The sequence below is a fragment of the Streptococcus sanguinis genome, assembly GCF_013343115.1.
Lineage (GTDB): Bacteria > Bacillota > Bacilli > Lactobacillales > Streptococcaceae > Streptococcus > Streptococcus sanguinis_H.
Genome location: NZ_CP054570.1, coordinates 1,153,901 through 1,173,521, shown reverse-complemented (window position 1 = coordinate 1,173,521; position 19,621 = coordinate 1,153,901). Strand labels below are relative to the sequence as shown.

The following is a 19,621-nucleotide window of genomic DNA, read 5'->3' as shown; positions in this document are numbered from 1 at the left end:
TCGTGAGAAGTAGATTAGTGAATTTGGGAGAATATTGAAAAAAGAATAACAAAGAATAAATGATAGCGATATAATCTATCAGCTTGAAAAAAACAAGGAATAAAATGTTTAATTTTAAATAAAGAGGTACCCCATGAACGAAATCAAATGCCCCAACTGTGGGGAGGTTTTTACTGTTAATGAGAGCCAGTACAGTGAGCTTTTGTCGCAGGTTCGGACTGCAGAGTTTGACAAGGAAATTCATGCTCGGATTGAGCAGGAACTGGCTTTAGCAGAGCAAAAATCCCAGAATGCCCAACAAGCTCTGCTATCGCAGAAAGAGCAGGAAATTAGCAATCTTCAAAGTCAAATTGCTCAGTTTGAGACCCAGCAGGAATTGGCAAAGAAAGAGGCGGAGCAGGCAGCTAGTCTTCAATTGCAGGAGAAGGATAAGGAAGTCCAGCAACTGGAAAATCAGCTGACAACTCTGCGCTTGGAGCATGAAAATCAACTGCAAAAGACCTTGTCTGCGCTGGAAAAAGAGCGAGACGAGGTTAAGAACCAGCTAGTCTTACAAGAAAAGGAAGCAGCGCTGGCTCAGACCTCGCTCAAAGAGCGTTATGAGGTAGAGCTGCGGCAGAAAGATGAGACCATAGAGTTCTATAAGGATTTCAAGGCCAAGCAGTCTACTAAGATGATTGGTGAGAGTTTGGAACAGCACTGTGAGTACGAGTTTAACAAGAATCGCATGGGGATGTTTCCACGAGCGGAGTTTGGCAAGGACAATGATGCCAGAACAGGCAGCAAGGGCGACTACATTTACCGTGAGGTGGATGAAAATGGTGTAGAAATCCTCTCCATCATGTTTGAGATGAAAAATGAAGGCGATGAGACAGCGACCAAGAAGAAAAACGAGCATTTCTTCAAAGAGCTGGATAAGGACCGGCGGGAGAAAGGCTGCGAGTATGCTATTCTGGTGACGCTTCTGGAGGCTGACAGCGAGCTCTACAATTCGGGTATTGTCGATGTGTCCTATGCCTATGAGAAGATGTATGTTATCCGGCCTCAGTTCTTCCTGCCTATGATTACCCTCCTGCGTAATGCTGCGCTTAACTCGCTCCAGTACAAGCAGGAACTGGCCTTGGTGAGGGAGCAGAATATTGATATTACGCATTTTGAGGAAGATTTGGATGCCTTTAAAGTAGCTTTCGCCAAGAACTATCAGTCTGCATCAACCAACTTTGGCAAGGCCATCGAAGAGATTGATAAGGCCATCCGCCGGATGGAAGAAATCAAGAAATTCCTGACAACCTCTGAAAACCAGCTACGATTGGCAAACAACAAACTGGACGATGTCTCTGTCAAAAAATTGACACGTAAAAACCCTACCATGAAAGCTAAGTTTGAAGCTTTGAAAGAGTGAGAAAAATGGACTTAACAACCCGTTGGATACAATCAACCAAATTTGCTGAGATTGATCGAATTATAGAAAGACTGCCACAAGAAGGGAAGGCAACTTTTTATCAGCAATGGCAGGCTGCTTCTTCAGAATTACGTAAAGAAATTTGGATTGAACTAGGCAAACAAGTACTGTTAGCTAATGTAGTTTATTTTTTACTACTTTGCTATTTAGTCTTTTTTCAAGGGATGCCCTTATCTGTTAAGGATTTACCTTGTCTTGGACTAGGTTTGTTAGTTTTTTCAGGGATTGGATTTATGGACGATGAAGAGGCGACTGACTTAGTTATTAAGAAAAGACGTCAGATAGCAGTAACTATTTATAAGCAGTATTTTGAAAGAAAAATAGAAAAATGATAGATCAATTGACTGTTCAAGAATATCAGAAAGAAGACACAGAAGTTCTGCCACCCCTGTATGAAGCATTAGGCTATTCAGTAAAAGAAGATAAATTGCAAAGTAGACTCAGGGATGTTCTTGCTAATCCAGCTTACGGTTGTTTAGTTGCTGAGAAAGAATCTCAGATTCTTGGCTTTATCGGCTATGTTAAGCTTTACTTTTTCGAGGCCACAGTTTTCTACTATCGGATTTTATCTCTGGCGGTCAGTCGAAATGCTAGGCGGCAAGGAATTGCGACATCTCTGATGGACAAGGTCAAGAAGATAGCTAGTCAAGACGGCGCCAATGATGAACGGTTGGCTGCGCATGCCCAAAATTATGGCTTTCGTCAGACTAGCCTAGCTTTTGCGATGAACGTAGAGGAGGATGAGTATGGGAAAGAAAAAAGCTAAGACTAGACCGGAAATACCGAAGGAGCCCGACCTCAGCCCTGCTATGCAAGCCCTTTTAGAAGAGGCCTACACCCTGTTTAGTTGCGATTTACACTTTCCTCTGACCCTTTGTACCTGCCCCGTCTGCATCTCCGAGGAGAATCTCAGAGCTTTGCAAACCATTCCTGTCAGGGAACTGAGTGAGGTGTTAATCTATGAATACCTCAACGCGGTGGTTACTAAGAGTGATGACGACTACCAAATCAGGCATTTTCTGCCTCGGATTTTAGAGATGATTGCTCACTACATTGAAATCAGAGTCGATGATTCTCTTAATCTGGATCGGTGTCACTTTGAAAGTGACAGTTGGAAGCCACAGGAGTTAGATTTTATGCGGCGCTTCTCACGTCAGTTTATCCTTGATACGATTAATTTTAGACCCAGTCAAGCTGATGGTGTGGCGGTTTATTTGGTTATGTTTGATCTGGCTGGCCTTGAAACCAGCCATCTGCTAGATAGGAGTCTTTGGCTGGAGGAAGTTGATCCCATCAAGGCACTACTTGCTCTGGAGGAGATTTACTACTATTACACCAAGAATTATGCTCACTTTGACTATATTTTTTCGGATAATCCTGCCTTTAACCAGCAGATGACAGATTGGCTGAACAGTCGAGAACTGGCTCAAGGTTTTTTTCCAATATTGGAAAATGTTCTCCTATCGGAGGAAGAAATGGTGACTACTGAGGACTACCGCCTTGAACAGCTTTATCAGATTTTTGAAAGTCGGATAGAAGTGTGACGGTTTCGTTAAGTTTTTGAAGTCAATCATTAACATCCATATAAACTGATGAAATTTTTGGAGAAAATCAAGAATAAAAAGTGACTGCTGATTCAGGCTCAGACCTTTCAAGAATATGATGCAAGAGCAGACAAGGATTTCCAAAAGAGAGTTTTACTATTTTTAGAAAGTTAATCAATGAACGGAATTATCAACCTAAGAAAAGAAGCGGGCATGACCTCGCATGATGCGGTATTTAAGCTGCGCAAGATTTTAAAAACCAAGAAAATCGGTCATGGGGGAACCTTGGATCCAGATGTAGTAGGGGTGCTTCCGATTGCTGTGGGCAAGGCGACGCGCTTGGTCGAGTTTATGCAGGAGGAAGGCAAGGTCTACGAGGGGGAGATTACTCTAGGCTGCTCAACGACGACAGAGGATGCCAGCGGAGACATCTTAGAGCGGACGCCAGTGACAGAGCTTTTAGAAGAAGCCCTTATCGATGAAGTGATGGAGTCTATGACTGGTGAGATTCGCCAGATTCCACCCATGTATTCAGCAGTCAAGGTCAATGGCCGCAAGCTTTATGAGTATGCAAGAGCGGGTCAAGAAGTGGAGCGGCCAGAGCGGCAGGTGACCATCTATAGTTTCGAGCGTACCAGTCCGATTTCCTATGAAGGTGAACAAGCCCGCTTTCGTTTTCGAGTCAAGTGTAGCAAGGGGACCTATGTCCGAACCCTGTCTGTTGATTTGGGAACCAAGCTTGGCTTTGCCAGTCACATGTCCCAGCTGACACGGACTTCCTCAGCAGGTATGAGCTTAGATGATGCCTTGACCTTGGATGAAATAGCAGAGCGAGTAGCAGTAGATGATTTCTCCTTTCTCCAACCACTCGAGTTAGGAATCGGAGATTTAGTGAAAGTTGAGCTCTCTGACGAGCAGGTTGAGGATGTGAGAAATGGCCGTTTTATCAACTTGGTGTCAGAAGAAGCTGAGCTAGCTGGCTTTTATGAGGAGAAGTTAATAGCTATTTTGGAAAAGCGGGAAGCAGCCTACAAGCCCCGCAAAGTCTTCCTTTAATATCCGCAGTAGAATTGTCAAAAGATTGTTACTCTTTTGTAATATGAAATGTGCGCTTGCATGTTATAATAATTTTATTAAACCTCACAAAAGGACAGCAACTGCACAACTGCTGTCCTTTTGTTTTGCTTTTTTCAGATTTTGACAAACAATCTGACTAGAGCAGTAAAAATCTTTTTGCTTATTTTGCGTTTTCACACGGTAGGTATATTGTAAAAATCCCAAATGCGTAGTAAAATAGAGGAATGATGATAACCAAGAGAATTATAGATGAAAAAGGGATTGATCAGACAGAAGATACGGTCCTTGTTCTAGGCTATTTCGATGGGCTGCATAAGGGCCATCAGGCACTCTTTGAGAAAGCGAGAGAGATTGCAACGGAGCAAGGTCTCAAGATTGCAGTACTAACCTTCCCAGAGTCTCCTAAGCTGGCCTTTGTCCGCTATCAGCCTGAGCTCATGCTGCATCTAGCTAGTCCTGAAGACCGGATGGCGCAGCTGGAAAATCTAGGTGTTGACTATCTTTACCTGATTGACTTTACTAGCCATTTTGCAGGCAATACAGCCCGAGACTTTTTTGAGAAGTACGTATCTCGTCTGCGCGCCAAGGCTGTGGTGGCTGGCTTTGACTATCATTTTGGCTCAGACCGCAAAGAGTCACATGAGCTAAGAGATTATTTTAACGGTAAGATTGTTATCGTTCCCTCGGTTAATCTGGATAATCGGAAGATTTCTTCCACTCGGATTCGGGAGACGATTGCTGTCGGAGATATGCTAAAAACTCAAGAATTGCTAGGCTATCCTCTATCTACGCGTGGCATTGTGGTTCATGGAAATGCCAGAGGACGGACGATTGGCTATCCAACAGCCAATCTAGCTCCTTTGGATCGAGTCCTTCTCCCAGGAGATGGCGTCTATGTCGCGGATGTTGAGCACAATGGTCAGCGCTATCGTGGTATGGCTAGTGTTGGGAAAAATGTAACTTTTGACGGGGATGAACTTCGTTTTGAGGTTAATATATTTGATTTTTCTCAGGATATCTATGGTGATACCATTCGGATTTTCTGGCTGCATAAGATTCGCGAGATGGTTAAGTTTGATGGTATTGACAGCTTGATTGCTCAGCTGCAGAGTGATGAACGGATCGCTAGAAGTTGGACTGCTTATCGAAATAGTTGAAAAATTTATATTTTCATGACATTCGGCAGTAATTTTCAAAAAAATATAGTCAAGCCAAATAAAATTTAGTATAATAGAGGTAGTTATTATACAGAATTAGAAGAGAAACGCATGATTACATTATTTTTATCGCCGAGTTGTACTTCTTGCCGTAAGGCGCGTGCTTGGCTGCTAAATCATGAAGTGCCCTTTCAGGAACATAATATCATGACGAGCCCTCTGTCAGCTCCCGAATTGCAACACATTCTTTCTCTGACAGAGAACGGTACAGACGACATTATTTCAACTCGCTCAAAAATTTTTCAGAAATTAGATTTGGATGTGGAGGATTTGTCCATTTCAACCTTGATTCAGTTGATTGAGGAAAATCCCAGTCTTTTGCGACGCCCAATTATTTTAGACGGCAAAAGGATGCAAATCGGCTTTAACGAGGATGAAATTCGTGCATTCCTGCCTCGGAGTTATCGTAAGGAAGAGTTAAGATCCGCAACTATGCGGGCAGATATTCAGTAAAGATGAACAAAAATTATAGTTACCCACTAGATTTATCGTGGAGCACTGAAGAGCTTGCTTCGGTGCTCTCTTTTTTTAATGATGTAGAAGCAGCCTATGAACAGAAAGTCCAAGCGGACAAGCTCTTGAAGTCCTATGCGGCTTTCAAGCAAGTTGTTCCTAGCAAGGGCCAAGAGAAGCGAATCGACCGTGAGTTCGAAAACGTCAGCGGTTATTCGCTTTATCGTGCTGTTCAAGAGGCAAAAAGTAAAGGTAAAGGAAGCATTTCTCTTGGAAAATAAATTTCATTTTGCTAAAGAAATCATCTACCAAGCTGGTGCTTTTTTGAGAGAACATCTCTATGATGATTTGGATGTGAGTCAAAAGACCAGTGCTACCGACTTGGTCACCCAGATGGACCGGAAGGTTCAGGATGACTTGGTGGCTAAGATTCTAGCCCGCTATCCCCAGGATGCTATTTTAGCGGAGGAAAATGGACTCCGACATAATATTGCTGATGGCAATGTCTGGGTGATTGATCCGATCGATGGGACCACCAACTTTATCACTCAGAAAGCTGATTTTGCAGTCATGATTGCCTATTTTGAAGAGGGCATTGGCCGTTTTGGCCTGATTTATGACGTGACCAGAGATCAGCTCTATCATGGTGGCGGAGACTTTGATGTCTATTGTAACGACCGGAAACTTCCTGCTTTTGAGGACCGGCCTTTTCAAGACTTTCTCATGGCTTCTAATGCCGGTATGCTGCAAGCCAATGATTGGGGCTTGGCAGACTTGGCCCAGGAGTGTTTAGGGGTTCGTGTTTATGGCAGTGCTGGGATTAGCTTTAGCAAGGTGCTGTCAGGCGGTCTCTTGGCTTATTTTTCCTACAACTGGCCTTGGGATTATGCGGCGGCTTCGATTATGGCGGAGAAGTTGGGCTTTGTCGTCCAGACCTTGGATGGCAGTCAGCTAAATTTCCAGACTCGGCAGCCTGTCATGATGGCACCTAAATGCAAACTATCAGCTCTGAAGCCTTATTTAGAAAAGGGGAAGCAGTAGATGGACTTTCCTAAAGGTTTTGAAGAAAAATATGAGCAGATTTTAGGCGAGGAAGCGGCGGACTTTTTTGCGACCTTTGACGAGGAGCCGATTTCGTCCTTTCGTAGCAATCCTCTAAAAGAAGGCCAGCAGAATTTCTCAGATGCTATTCCTCAGACAGACTGGGGCTTTTATGGTAAGGTGTCTGGCAAGTCTGCTGAGCATGTGACTGGTCTGGTTTATTCGCAGGAGCCAGCAGCTCAGATGGTGGCTCAGATAGCAGCGCCATCTAAGGAGATGAAAGTCTTAGATTTGGCGGCAGCACCAGGTGGCAAGTCAACTCATCTTTTATCTTTTTTAGATAATACGGGCCTGCTTGTCTCCAATGAAATCAATAGTAAACGCTCTAAAATCTTAGTGGAGAACATTGAGCGCTTTGGTGCTAGAAATGTGCTTGTTACCAATGAATCTGCTGAGCGGTTGGCTCAGGTTTTCGAGGGCTATTTTGATTTGATTGTGCTGGATGCCCCTTGTTCGGGGGAGGGCATGTTTCGCAAGCAGCCAGATGCTACCCAGTATTGGACTCCAGATTATCCAGCTCAATGCGCCCAGCTCCAGCGAGAGATTTTAACAGCTGCTATGAGCATGCTTGCCAAGGACGGTCGTCTGGTTTATTCGACCTGTACTTGGGCTCCTGAAGAAAATGAAGACATCGTTGCTTGGTTACTGGAAGAATTCCCTCTTGAACTGATTGATATTCCTAAGATAAACGGGATGACTGAAGGAATTGGCTTTCCTGAGACGGCTCGGATGTATCCGCATCGCTTCAAAGGTGAAGGTCAGTTTGCAGCCCACTTTCGTTTTACTGGTGAGAATAATAGTAAGAAGATTAAATCAGCTAAGAATCGCTTGACGAGTGAGCAAAGAAAGCTATGGCAGGACTTTGAGAGCAAGCATCTAAAAACGGTCTTGACTGGAGAACTGCAGACCTTTGGGGACAATCTTTATTTGTTGCCTGCTGGCCTGCCAGACCTGTCCAAGATTAAGATTGCGCGTAACGGTTTGCATCTAGGAATGTTTAAGAAAAATCGCTTTGAGCCTAGCTTTGCCCTAGGCTTGGCTATGAAGCCCAGCGAGGTTCTGAATCGAGTTGAAATCAATAATCAGGACTTCAAGAAATATGCGGCAGGAGAGACGATTGAACTGGCAGAACCGCAGCCGAACGGCTGGTACCAGCTGGTCCTTGGCAGGAACGGTCTGGGCTTTGCAAAAGTCACTGGAAAAACCCTGAAAAATTATTTTCCAAAAGGCCTGAGATTTAGATAAAATATTAGGAAAAGCTGGTATTATATGATATAGTTGAAGATGTGAATGTATTGAAAAAAAGCTTCTTTCTGCTAAGTAAGAAATACTCAAGATACTTCCCATCCTCTTGATTTTATTAAAGGAGAAATCTTTTGAACAAATTGAAAAAATTTGCTTTAGCGCTGACAGCTCTGGGCTTAGGACTCACCTTATCAGCTTGCTCATCTTGGATTGACCGTGGTGAATCTATGACAGCGGTAGGCTCAACTGCCCTGCAGCCTTTAGTTGAAGCAGCAGCTGATGACTTTGGCTCTAACAACATCGGTAAAACGGTCAATGTGCAGGGTGGCGGATCTGGTACAGGTCTTTCTCAAGTGCAATCAGGAGCTGTTGAAATCGGGAACTCTGATGTTTTTGCTGAAGAGAAGGAAGGGATTAAGGCATCTGACTTGGTGGACCATAAGGTCGCTGTGGCTGGTATTGCGGTGATTGTCAATAAAGAAGTTGATGTGGATAATCTAACGTCTGAGCAGCTGCAGAAAATTTTCACTGGTGAAATCACCAACTGGAAAGAGCTGGGCGGTAAAGACTTGGAGATTTCGATTATCAATCGTGCGGCTAGCTCTGGATCCCGCGCAACCTTTGACAGTGTCATTATGGAGGGGAAATCAGCTGTGCAGAGTCAAGAGCAGGATTCCAACGGTATGGTAAAAAATATCGTTTCGCAAACTCCTGGTGCGATTTCTTACCTAGCCTTTGCCTATGTTGACGAGTCTGTAAAAACCTTGAAACTTAATAACTACGAGCCAACAGCAGAAAATGTTGCTACCAATAACTGGTCGCTCTGGTCTTATGAGCATATGTATACACTAGGCAAGCCGACTGGTCTGGCTGCTGAGTTTCTGGACTATATGCTGTCAGACGATGTTCAAAAAGGCGTTGTTACTAGCATGGGCTATATCTCAATCAACGATATGAAAGTCAGCAAGGATGCTGATGGGAATGTCACAGCAATAGAAGGAGATTCAAAATGAAAAATGAGGAATTAACCAAAAAGTTGTTATCGCCTTCTAAGAATTCTCGCTTGGAGAAGTTTGGCCGCTATCTGACTTTTGCCTGTCTGTCACTGATTGTGGTGATTGTGGCTATGATTCTAATCTTCGTTGCTCAGAAGGGTCTATCTACTTTCTTTGTCAACGGCGTTAATGTTTTTGATTTTCTTTTTGGTGGCGTCTGGAATCCTTCTGGTAAGGAATTCGGTGCCCTGCCAATGATTTTAGGCTCCTTTATCGTTACCATTCTGTCAGCTCTGATAGCAACTCCCTTTGCGATTGGTGCAGCTGTCTTTATGACAGAGGTTTCTCCAAAAGGAGCGAAAATACTTCAACCGGCGATTGAGCTTTTAGTTGGTATTCCGTCTGTTGTTTATGGATTTATCGGTCTGCAAATCGTGGTGCCTTTTGTCCGTACAGTCTTTGGCGGGACTGGTTTTGGGATTTTGTCTGGTATTTTTGTGCTCTTTGTCATGATTTTGCCGACAGTAACCTTTATGACAACGGACAGTCTGCGTGCTGTGCCACGTCATTACCGTGAAGCAAGTCTGGCTATGGGCGCAACGCGCTGGCAGACCATTTGGCGGGTAACACTCAAGGCTGCTCGCTCAGGTATTTTTACAGCTGTGGTCTTTGGAATGGCGCGTGCCTTCGGTGAAGCCCTAGCTATCCAGATGGTCGTTGGTAACTCTGCGGTGATTCCAACTTCTCTGACAACACCAGCAGCTACACTGACCTCTGTCTTGACCATGGGAATTGGAAATACCGTTATGGGAACTGTGGACAATAACGTTCTCTGGTCTCTGGCCCTGGTGCTCTTGATGATGAGCTTGGCCTTTAACAGTGTGATTAAACTAATTACAAAAGAAAGAGGTAAGAAAAACTATGCACGCTAAGAAATTAGATAAATTGGCGACTGGTGTTCTCTACACAATAGCGAGTATCATTGTTGCCATCCTTGCCTCTCTTATCCTCTATATCTTAGTTAGAGGTCTGCCACATGTTTCCTGGTCTTTCTTGACAGGGAAATCCTCTTCTTACCAAGCTGGCGGTGGTATTGGCATTCAGCTATACAATTCCTTCTTCCTGCTGGTGATTACTCTGATTATCTCTGTGCCTCTTTCTATGGGGGCTGGGGTTTATCTGTCAGAGTATGCTAAGAAAGGTCCAGTGACCAACTTTGTCCGTACCTGTATTGAAATCCTGTCTTCACTGCCTTCGGTAGTAGTTGGGCTCTTTGGTTATTTGATCTTTGTTGTCCAGTTTGAGTATGGCTTCTCAATTATTTCTGGGGCCTTGGCTCTGACAGTCTTTAATCTGCCTCAGATGACGCGGAATGTTGAGGATAGCTTGCGCCACGTCCACCATACGCAACGTGAAGCTGGTTTGGCCTTGGGAATTTCCCGCTGGGAAACGGTCTTGCATGTGGTCATTCCGGAAGCTTTGCCTAGTATTGTGACAGGGATTGTACTGGCTTCCGGTCGTATCTTTGGTGAAGCAGCAGCCTTGATTTATACAGCAGGTCAGTCAGCTCCAGCTCTTGACTGGTCAAATTGGAATATTTTCAGCGTCACCAGTCCTATCTCTATCTTCCGTCAGGCTGAGACCTTGGCCGTCCATATCTGGAAGGTCAACAGTGAGGGTACAATTCCTGATGGAACAGCTGTTTCTGCTGGTTCAGCAGCAGTTCTCCTGATCTTCATTTTGATTTTCAATCTGGGAGCCCGCAAACTGGGCAGCTATCTGCATAAGAAATTAACCTCTGCTTAAAGGAGAAGAAATGACAGAATATAATTGGAATGAAAAACATATCATTACTTTTCCTGAAGAAAAGGTAGCCCTGTCGACCAAGGATTTGCATGTTTACTACGGTAAAAAGGAATCCATCAAGGGCATTGATATGCAGTTTGAAAAAAACAAAATCACTGCTTTGATTGGCCCCTCTGGATCAGGTAAATCAACCTATCTTCGCAGCCTCAACCGCATGAACGATACCATTGATATTGCCAATGTGACTGGAGAGATTCTCTATGAGGGGATTGATGTCAATCGCCCTGAAATCAATGTTTATGAAATGCGCAAGCATATCGGCATGGTTTTCCAACGGCCAAATCCTTTTGCCAAGTCCATCTATCGAAATATCACCTTTGCTCATGAACGGGCTGGTGTCAGAGATAGAAAGGTTTTGGATGAGATTGTGGAGACCTCGCTTAAGCAAGCAGCTCTTTGGGATCAGGTCAAAGATGACTTGCACAAGTCAGCCCTGACCCTCTCTGGGGGTCAGCAGCAGCGGCTCTGTATTGCCCGTGCTATCTCAGTCAAACCAAACATTCTGCTCATGGATGAGCCAGCGTCAGCCTTGGATCCGATTGCGACCATGCAGCTGGAAGAAACCATGTTCGAACTTAAGAACAACTATACCATTATCATTGTGACCCACAATATGCAGCAGGCTGCCCGTGCTAGTGACTACACTGGATTCTTCTATCTGGGCGACTTGATTGAGTACGATAAGACGGCTAATATTTTCCAAAATGCCAAGCTTCAGTCCACTAATGACTATGTTTCAGGTCACTTTGGTTAAGCTGCCGTCCGTATTCATCACGATTCAACAAGCTTAGTCTTTGCTTGAATGTAAAATAAAATGAAGGAAAAACGTATGACAGAACCTATTTTGCAAGTCAAGGACTTGTCGGTTTATTATAATAAAAAGAAAGCCCTTAATAGCGTTTCACTTGATTTCATGCCAAATGAGATTACAGCTTTGATTGGACCGTCAGGCTCAGGTAAGTCAACCTTGCTCAAGGCCATCAACCGAATGGGCGACCTGAATCCAGAAGTAACAACTACAGGAACGGTCATTTATAACAGTCACAATATCTATGGTCCGAGGACAGATACGGTAGAGCTTCGCAAGGAAATCGGCATGGTTTTCCAGCAGCCCAATCCTTTCCCTATGACCATCTATGAAAATGTGGTCTATGGACTTCGGATTAATGGTGTCAAGGAAAAGGCTGTTTTGGACGAAGCAGTAGAACGATCCCTGATTGGAGCTTCTATCTGGGACGAGCTCAAGGACCGTCTGCATGATTCCGCTATCGGTCTTTCCGGTGGTCAGCAGCAACGGGTTTGTGTTGCTCGCGTGCTAGCTACTAGCCCTAAGATCATTCTCTTGGACGAGCCGACATCAGCCTTGGACCCAATCTCTGCTGGGAAAATCGAGGAAACCCTCTACAGTTTGAAAGACAAATATACCATGCTTTTAGTCACTCGCTCCATGCAGCAGGCGTCTCGGATTTCTGAAAAAACAGGCTTCTTCCTTGGTGGAGACTTGATTGAATTTAATGAAACCAAGAAGATGTTCCTCAATCCAGCCCATAAAGAGACCGAAGATTACATTACTGGTAAATTCGGATAACAGAAAGGAATCTTATGCTTAGAGTACAATTTGAAGAAGATTTAGAAAAACTTCATAATCAATTCTACGCGATGGGAAACGAAGTCCTATCGCAGATTAACCGAACGGTTCGTGCCTTTGTCACACATGACCGTGAACTGGCTCGTCAGGTCATTGAAGACGATGCCGAAGTCAATGAATACGAAGTGAAACTGGAGAAAAAATCTCTGGAAATCATCGCCCTGCAGCAACCTGTATCTCAGGACTTGCGGACTGTTATCACCGTGCTGAAAGCCAGCAGTGACTTGGAACGCATGGGTGACCACGCCGTATCGATCGCCAAAGCCACTGTTCGGATGAAGGGAGAGGTCCGCATCGAGTCTGTAGAAGATGCCATCAGCAAGATGGGGCGCGATGTTAAGAATTTCGTTGAAGAAACCCTAAACGTCTACCTCAATGGGAACGTAGACCAAGCTTATGCCGTAGCAGCTATGGATGAGAAAATCAACCAATACTTTGATGATATTCGCGATCTTGCTACAGAGGAAATCAAACAAAATCCAGAACTGATTGTGACTGGCCGTGACTACTTCCAAGTTATCTCTTACTTGGAACGAATCGGCGACTATGCCAAGAATATTTGTGAATGGGTTGTTTACTTTGAAACAGGTAAAATTATTGAGTTGTGATGATAAAAAAGGTACGATTTGTTTCGTGTCTTTTTTGTATATTCATGATTATGCTGAAGTATCCTGTTTTTCATTGGAACTTGAGTCCGACTATGTTACACTATAAGAATATAAAGAATGTAATGTATTTTCATAATGAAGAATTTAGGAGAAAATGATGAAGAAAAAAATTTTTACGACACTTGCTCTTATTCTTGTTTTGGTATCAGGCGGAATCTATATATACAACAAAGTAACCAAACCTAACTTAAGTCCCAAAACAACCAAGCTCTATCAGCATGGCTTTCGACTTCTGGAAGAGCAACTAGGAACTTATATAAAAGAGCATTACTCAGGGGTTGAAAAGATTGAGTTTTCCCCAATCTACGTTACTGAGGAAGGGTCAACTTTCTCAAATGTCTATATCCGTCCAACTATTTATGATAAGCATGGAAATAAAGCCACTCTTGGCACTAAAGTTAATAATGTGTATCCAAGTAGCTTTGGTATCGTCTCACATATAATTCTTAATTTTGATGGTTCAGGAAATGATGTTATAGAATTAATGGACTCAGAAGGTAATGACATTGATGTTTCAAATGCAAAACATTTGCCAGACGAAGCAAAGCTCACGAAGGCTAGAAGTACAGATGAAAATATTTCTTTATTGGTTGAAGACAGTCAGTTAAAGGATGTTGTTAAGGATGAAAAAGGAAGCCCAGAAGCTGAAATCATTTACAATGTTAAGCTAAGTAAAGAGGAAGAATGATGTGGCTTTGCCCGATCAAGAGGTTCGAAGAATGTAGTTAGATCTTAAGAAAGACGTAAAGAATGAAAGCGAAGTTATTTATAGGATTTGAAATAAAACTTTTTTATGTAAAAGACTCCAGATATTATAAACAGATAATTGAGAGCGCTTTTATAAAAAATGAATGAGACCAGAAATAATGGTATGACTAGAAATATTATGATATACTATAATTAAAAAATAAAAGCGTTTTCATAAAGGTGTGAGGTAGGTAAACAATGAAGAAAAAAAAATTTGCGCTCATTGCAGTTCTTATAGTTTTAATTTCAGGAGGAGTATATTGTATGACAAAATGGATTGAACACAAAAACTCTCCATATAATGTTAGTGATGTTTTAGACGACAAAGGAGTGAAACTTTACAAACGAGGATTTCGTTTGTTGGAAGAACAACTGGCAACTTACATTAAAGAGCACTATTCCGGAGTCACTAAAATAGAATTTTCACCTATACTAGTTCGAGGAGGTGACGGACGATATATGTTTCATGCCAATATTGTTCCTATAGTTTATGATGAATATGGAGATAAGGCGTATTTAGGTAAAAAAATTGGAAATCAAACATTTGCTCATTATGATGATTTTAGTAGTATTAGACTCGATTTTAATGGCTGGGATGAAGAAATCATTGAAATAAGAGTTGGTAGTGAATTTATTGATATATCTGATAGTAAATGTTTACCTGAAAATGCAAAACTTAATTCTGTTAAAGAAATTGATGAAAATATTGAAGCGCTTGTCAATGCTGGTCACCTAAAAGATGTGGTAAAAAGTGAAAAAGGTAGTCAAAAAGCGGAAATTCTCTATAATACAGAAATTAGGAAAGGAGACCATTTGGAATGGCGTTGACAGATGAAAAAATACAAGAGCTACAAGTCAATGTGCTTGATATAATAAAAGAAAGCGATGCTGGAAAAGACTATACAATCCCCAGAACTAATTATAAGTATAGGTTAATCAACGAAATCAATGAAACCACCCAAGCTATTGCTGTTGCGCCTCTTGATAAGGAAGGGAATCCAGATTTCAGTCAAACTACTATTGTTGTTGCTGGTACTCAATCACCTAATAACGAAAATAATAACCATGTTATAGAATCTGGATTTAATGCGGTACTGGCAAGAAATCAATTAACAGAACAGACAAAGGACGTTCGAGAATTTTATAATCAATCATTAGCTAGTGCTAAAAAAATGGCTGGCAAAGGACAAGAAGTTGATATCAGTAATATGTCGGGATTTAGTCAAGCGGGACCAGCAGTTGCTAAAGTAGCTGCGGAAATGAAAGTCCAAAAGATTACAAATTTCATGGACTGGGGTGCGTGGAATTCGTTGACAAAAAATACAGCCGACTATAGAGGTATTAGTGATGAAGAATTAGCATATATTAATAAACACTTACATTCATACAGTGATCAAGGGAAAGATTTAACAAGTTGGGATGGTCATGGAGGGATCATTCCGTATGGAAAAGTATTTACTGTAGAGGGAAAACATCATAATGCTGGGTTACCAAAGATTAAAGGTAATAGGCCAGATTTTGAATGGTATGAAAAAAATGGTCTTTTCTGCTCTGGCATGACCGAAAAGCAAGTCAAAAAGATTGCAAAACTTAAAGCAAAAATGTACGAAATAAATGCCGCAACCGCAAATTATGGATTAGACTATGCAAAAAAAAATCCTGATCATTATGTCCTTGAGTATTTAAAGGAATATGGAGACTTCGCTCCTGAGCCTTCTAAGCAGGATTTAATCGCTATAAATAGAGAATACATTGATGAATTGCATGCCTCATTAAGAACCAGTTCTGGCGACAAAACAATTAGTTTAAGAGAGGAACTCGTTCGTACAAGTGCTCAAACTGCTCAGCTTCAAGCTGAGCAGTTTGAGCAAGAGATTAAAGATAAGTTAGCAAGTGCAAAATCAAAAGTTGAGGCGCACATCTCAGAACTAAGAAACGCATCTTTTACATTAGCTCACAAACTTTCATCTGGAGAAGTAGAAGATCTCTTGTCTGAACTGACCTTATCCAAAGCTTGGAATGGCGGAACAGAAGCCTCTACTCTCGCCTCAGCAAGTGCATATACGACTAAAATGACGGAAATCGCTGGTAATTTAAACAAGGCCGCTGATAATATCGTAGCGATTGATCAAAAAGGCGCCCAGATTTTCGAGAAAAGCTAGGAGGAAGAGCATGATTGAACCAAATACAGAAGATCGAGCTGAAGCCGAACGTATAAAAAAAGAATATTTAAAGATTCAGGAACGCATAGCTATTCGTGGTTTAATTTCAGCTAAAATAGCTGTCCTTCTTGAAGAAAGTCAAGCTTTGCAGAGTTGGCTAGATAGTCAAGCAGATACTATGAAAACTTTTGCCTCTACTCAAGTACCTGCTGACTTATCTGGAGCTTTCACAGGTGGAGCAGCAGATTCAATCAAGGAGGTACTAGGCGCTGTTCCTAAGCCTAGTTTGACCAGCCCTATCTTATAGGAGGCTTTATGGATATTCAGAAAAAGATTGATCGTCTTGATGACGATCACATAGCTTTTCGAAAGAAAGTTAGTGAGTATGAATGGGATTACCAAGATATGAGACGAGAGGCTAAAAATGTTTCAGAGCGATTGAGCGAATGGATAGTATCTTTTTGTCGTAATAGTCCTGATACCGTGCCCTCATATGAATTAAGACAAATAGAAGAAAATAGAGAAATTTTTGAGAGAAAAATTCAGCGTTATGAAGAACGGCTAAACAAAACTTATCACGAAGAAAATCGAATCTATAATAAAAAATTAGAGGAACTTGAGAAAGAAAAGAAGAACTCTTGACCTTTCTTCCATTTTCATAAACTACATAGATAGGTTATTCCCCTGTCTTTTTGTTTACATTTATTCTGCAACGAAATCTTCTAAATATGATACAATAATAACAGATTATAAGCGGACAAGTATGGCGGAGTAATCTTGCCATGATGTTCGTTAGATGAGGAGAAGCTGATGCAAGCAGTTAAACATTTTATTGAAACATTTGTTCCTGAGCACTATGATCTCTTTTTGGATCTGAATCGTGCTGACAAGACTTTTTCAGGCAAGGTGACCATTACTGGGGAAGCTAAGACGAGTAAGATTTCCCTACATCAAAAAGATTTGACAGTTGAAGCTGTAGAGGTTGCTGGCCAAGCTCGCCCTTTCACACTTGATAAGGACAATGAAGCTCTTTATATCGAGCTGGAAGCAGCTGGGTCTGTAGTGGTGACAATAACTTATACTGGTAAGATTACGGACAATATGACGGGGATTTACCCATCTTACTACACGGTAGATGGTGTGAAAAAAGAGATTATTTCTACGCAGTTTGAGAGCCATTTTGCCCGCGAAGCCTTTCCGAGTGTGGATGAGCCAGAGGCTAAGGCAACTTTTGATTTGGCTTTGAAATTTGACCAAGCAGAGGGTGAGTTGGCTCTGTCTAATATGCCAGAAATTGATGTTGAAAACCGCAAAGCGACTGGCGTTTGGAAGTTTGAAACGACTCCACGTATGTCTTCCTATCTCTTGGCTTTTGCTGCAGGTGATATGCAAGGAATTACTGCTAAAACCAAGAATGGAACTTTGGTAGGAGTTTATGCGACCAAGGCCCACCCAGAGAGCAATCTTGAGTTTGCTTTGGACATTGCGGTTCGCTGTATTGAATTTTACGAGGAATACTACGGAGTCAAGTACCCTATTCCTCAGTCCCTCCATGTGGCCCTGCCTGACTTTTCTGCTGGGGCTATGGAAAACTGGGGCTTGGTAACCTATCGGGAAATTTATCTGCTGGTAGATGAAAATTCAACAGCCCTAAGCCGCCAGACAGTTGCCTTGGTTGTTGCGCACGAACTAGCCCACCAATGGTTCGGAAATCTAGTGACCATGAAGTGGTGGGATGACCTCTGGCTCAATGAAAGCTTTGCCAATATGATGGAGTATGTTTCAGTTGATGCAATTGAGCCTAGCTGGAAGATTTTTGAAGATTTCCAGACCAGTGGAGCCCCTTATGCCCTCAAGCGTGACGCGACTGATGGCGTTCAGTCGGTCCATGTAGAGGTCAAGCATCCTGATGAAATCAATACTCTTTTTGATGGAGCGATTGTCTATGCCAAGGGTAGCCGTCTTATGCACATGCTGCGTCGTTGGCTGGGAGACGATGCCTTCCGTAAGGGGCTAGGCGCCTACTTTGAGAAGCATCAGTATGGACATACCATCGGTCGTGACCTTTGGGATGCTCTTTCTCAAGCTTCTGGCCGTGATGTAGCTGCCTTTATGGATGCTTGGTTGGAACAACCGGGTTATCCAGTTGTCACTGCTAAGGTTGAAAATGACTGCTTGATTTTGACCCAGAAGCAGTTCTTCATTGGAGAGCACGAAGACAAGGGCCGTCTCTGGCCAGTACCGCTCAATAGCAACTGGCAAGGACTTCCTGATACTCTGACGACAGAAAGACTGGAAATTCCTAATTATGCAGCCCTGGCAGCGCAAAATGAAGGAGCCCTGCGCCTCAATACAGAGAATACAGCCCACTATATTTCAGATTATCAGGGTGAGTTGCTGGATGCTCTTCTGAATAATCTCAGCTCTTTGGACAATATTAGTAAACTGCAAATCGTGCAGGAGCGCCGACTTCTGGCAGAGTCAGGTATGATTTCCTATGCGGACCTGCTGCCAGTTATCAGCAAGCTGGCAAACGAAACTTCTTATATGGTGGTTTCAGCTGTTTCCCAAGTGCTGGAAGGATTGAATCGCTTTGTGGATGAAGGCAGTCAGACAGAAGAAGATTACAAAGCCTTGCTGAAAGTACTTAGTCAAAGCAATTTCGACCGTCTTGGTTTTGAAAAACAGGAAGGCGAAAGCGATGAGGATGAGATGGTTCGTCAACTGATTGTGGGTAATATGATTAAGGCCGACGACGAGACAGCTAAAGCTCAAGCTAGCCAGATTTTTGACCGCTATCGTGATAATTTGGAAAAACTCCCTGCCGCTATTCGTCTGCAGGTATTGGTCAACCAAATCAAGCATCATGAAAGCAAGGAGCTGACTAAGCTTTATCTGGACTTATATGTCGCTTCAAATGACGGAAGCTTCAAAAATGCACTTTCTACAGCCCTTTCTTATACGAAGAACAAGGAAACCTTGGATGAACTGTTAGCGACTTGGAAGGATAAATTTACTGTTAAACCGCAGGATTTGTCAGCTTGGTATGCCCGTTTCCTCAGCCGAGATTTTACTCAAGAAGCAGTGTGGACTTGGGCGCGTGAAAATTGGGACTGGATCAAGGCAGCACTAGGTGGCGACATGAGCTTTGATAGCTTTGTCATTAGCCCAGCAGTGGTCTTCAAGACAGAGAAGAGATTGGCAGAGTACAAAGCCTTCTTTGAGCCGCAGTTGGACGATATGGCGATTAGCCGAAACATCAGCATGGGAATCAAGGAAATCGCTGCGCGTGTTGAATTGGTGAAGCGTGAGAAAGAAGCAGTGGAAAAAGCAATTCGAGCTGCTATCTGATAGTTTTAATTAAATTGAGAAGAAAGTCTGAGATATTATCCTATCTCAGGCTTTTTGTTTTATAAAATTTCGAAAATGAAAGTTC

22 protein-coding genes are annotated in these 19,621 nt (G+C 42.6%); all 22 read left to right on the top strand.

Translation table 11 applies throughout. The features are described from left to right. The first annotated feature begins 133 nt into the window (after nt 1–133). Nucleotides 134–1,402: a DUF2130 domain-containing protein gene (locus FOC72_RS05735; protein WP_002895787.1), complete on the top strand. Its 1,269-nt coding sequence runs from the start codon at nt 134–136 to the stop codon at nt 1,400–1,402. A gap of 5 nt (nt 1,403–1,407) precedes the next feature. Further along, nucleotides 1,408–1,794 carry a hypothetical protein gene (locus FOC72_RS05730; protein ID WP_002895785.1) on the top strand — a complete coding sequence of 129 codons (387 nt, stop codon included), beginning with the start codon at nt 1,408–1,410 and terminating at the stop codon, nt 1,792–1,794. After that, nucleotides 1,791–2,228 (top strand): GNAT family N-acetyltransferase, encoded by a 438-nt coding sequence (locus FOC72_RS05725; RefSeq protein ID WP_002895784.1) that lies wholly within the window; start codon nt 1,791–1,793, stop codon nt 2,226–2,228. The genes FOC72_RS05730 and FOC72_RS05725 overlap by 4 nt, the downstream gene beginning before the upstream one ends. Then, nucleotides 2,209–3,006, top strand: a complete 798-nt coding sequence (locus FOC72_RS05720) for a hypothetical protein (protein ID WP_002895783.1) — start codon at nt 2,209–2,211, stop codon at nt 3,004–3,006. The genes FOC72_RS05725 and FOC72_RS05720 overlap by 20 nt, the downstream gene beginning before the upstream one ends. 177 nt (nt 3,007–3,183) lie before the next feature. Then, the gene (gene truB / locus FOC72_RS05715) at nt 3,184–4,062 is read left to right on the top strand and encodes a tRNA pseudouridine(55) synthase TruB (RefSeq protein WP_002895782.1); all 879 of its coding nucleotides are present in this window, start codon (nt 3,184–3,186) and stop codon (nt 4,060–4,062) included. A 248-nt stretch (nt 4,063–4,310) separates the two neighbouring features. Next, on the top strand, nt 4,311–5,240 hold the full coding sequence (locus FOC72_RS05710) for a bifunctional riboflavin kinase/FAD synthetase (RefSeq protein WP_302479836.1): 930 nt from the start codon (nt 4,311–4,313) through the stop codon (nt 5,238–5,240). Between the two features lie 111 nt (nt 5,241–5,351). Beyond that, nucleotides 5,352–5,753: a Spx/MgsR family RNA polymerase-binding regulatory protein gene (locus tag FOC72_RS05705; protein ID WP_002906786.1), complete on the top strand. Its 402-nt coding sequence runs from the start codon at nt 5,352–5,354 to the stop codon at nt 5,751–5,753. 2 nt (nt 5,754–5,755) lie between these two features. Beyond that, a complete protein-coding gene (locus tag FOC72_RS05700; protein WP_002895777.1) occupies nt 5,756–6,034 on the top strand; it encodes a UPF0223 family protein in 279 nt (92 codons plus the stop codon). Next, nucleotides 6,024–6,794, top strand: coding sequence for an inositol monophosphatase family protein (locus FOC72_RS05695; protein WP_032914182.1), 771 nt, complete (start codon nt 6,024–6,026; stop codon nt 6,792–6,794). The genes FOC72_RS05700 and FOC72_RS05695 overlap by 11 nt, the downstream gene beginning before the upstream one ends. After that, complete coding sequence (locus tag FOC72_RS05690; protein ID WP_002895775.1) at nt 6,795–8,099, top strand: RsmF rRNA methyltransferase first C-terminal domain-containing protein; 1,305 nt, start codon at nt 6,795–6,797, stop codon at nt 8,097–8,099. A gap of 131 nt (nt 8,100–8,230) precedes the next feature. After that, the gene (locus FOC72_RS05685; protein ID WP_002895773.1) at nt 8,231–9,112 is read left to right on the top strand and encodes a phosphate ABC transporter substrate-binding protein PstS family protein; all 882 of its coding nucleotides are present in this window, start codon (nt 8,231–8,233) and stop codon (nt 9,110–9,112) included. Then, nucleotides 9,109–10,026 carry a phosphate ABC transporter permease subunit PstC gene (pstC, locus tag FOC72_RS05680; protein ID WP_002895771.1) on the top strand — a complete coding sequence of 306 codons (918 nt, stop codon included), beginning with the start codon at nt 9,109–9,111 and terminating at the stop codon, nt 10,024–10,026. Before FOC72_RS05685 ends, pstC begins: the two co-directional genes overlap by 4 nt. Then, nucleotides 10,016–10,900, top strand: a complete 885-nt coding sequence (pstA, locus tag FOC72_RS05675) for a phosphate ABC transporter permease PstA (RefSeq protein ID WP_002895770.1) — start codon at nt 10,016–10,018, stop codon at nt 10,898–10,900. The genes pstC and pstA overlap by 11 nt, the downstream gene beginning before the upstream one ends. A 10-nt stretch (nt 10,901–10,910) precedes the next feature. After that, a complete protein-coding gene (gene pstB / locus FOC72_RS05670; protein ID WP_002895769.1) occupies nt 10,911–11,714 on the top strand; it encodes a phosphate ABC transporter ATP-binding protein PstB in 804 nt (267 codons plus the stop codon). Between the two features lie 75 nt (nt 11,715–11,789). After that, nucleotides 11,790–12,548, top strand: a complete 759-nt coding sequence (gene pstB / locus FOC72_RS05665) for a phosphate ABC transporter ATP-binding protein PstB (RefSeq protein ID WP_032913561.1) — start codon at nt 11,790–11,792, stop codon at nt 12,546–12,548. 14 nt (nt 12,549–12,562) lie between these two features. Continuing rightward, nucleotides 12,563–13,216: a phosphate signaling complex protein PhoU gene (gene phoU, locus FOC72_RS05660; RefSeq protein ID WP_002895767.1), complete on the top strand. Its 654-nt coding sequence runs from the start codon at nt 12,563–12,565 to the stop codon at nt 13,214–13,216. Nucleotides 13,217–13,373: 157 nt separating this feature from the next. Continuing rightward, nucleotides 13,374–13,964 (top strand): hypothetical protein, encoded by a 591-nt coding sequence (locus tag FOC72_RS05655; RefSeq protein ID WP_032914179.1) that lies wholly within the window; start codon nt 13,374–13,376, stop codon nt 13,962–13,964. Nucleotides 13,965–14,221: 257 nt separating this feature from the next. Beyond that, complete coding sequence (locus tag FOC72_RS05650; RefSeq protein WP_002895763.1) at nt 14,222–14,851, top strand: hypothetical protein; 630 nt, start codon at nt 14,222–14,224, stop codon at nt 14,849–14,851. Further along, on the top strand, nt 14,842–16,185 hold the full coding sequence (locus tag FOC72_RS05645) for a hypothetical protein (protein WP_002895762.1): 1,344 nt from the start codon (nt 14,842–14,844) through the stop codon (nt 16,183–16,185). Before FOC72_RS05650 ends, FOC72_RS05645 begins: the two co-directional genes overlap by 10 nt. A 10-nt stretch (nt 16,186–16,195) precedes the next feature. Beyond that, entirely contained in the window at nt 16,196–16,492 is a 297-nt protein-coding gene (locus FOC72_RS05640; protein ID WP_002895761.1) for a hypothetical protein, read from the top strand. An 8-nt stretch (nt 16,493–16,500) separates the two neighbouring features. Further along, nucleotides 16,501–16,827: a hypothetical protein gene (locus FOC72_RS05635; protein ID WP_002895760.1), complete on the top strand. Its 327-nt coding sequence runs from the start codon at nt 16,501–16,503 to the stop codon at nt 16,825–16,827. Between the two features lie 168 nt (nt 16,828–16,995). After that, nucleotides 16,996–19,536, top strand: a complete 2,541-nt coding sequence (locus FOC72_RS05630) for a M1 family metallopeptidase (protein ID WP_002895758.1) — start codon at nt 16,996–16,998, stop codon at nt 19,534–19,536. Nucleotides 19,537–19,621 lie beyond the last annotated feature (85 nt).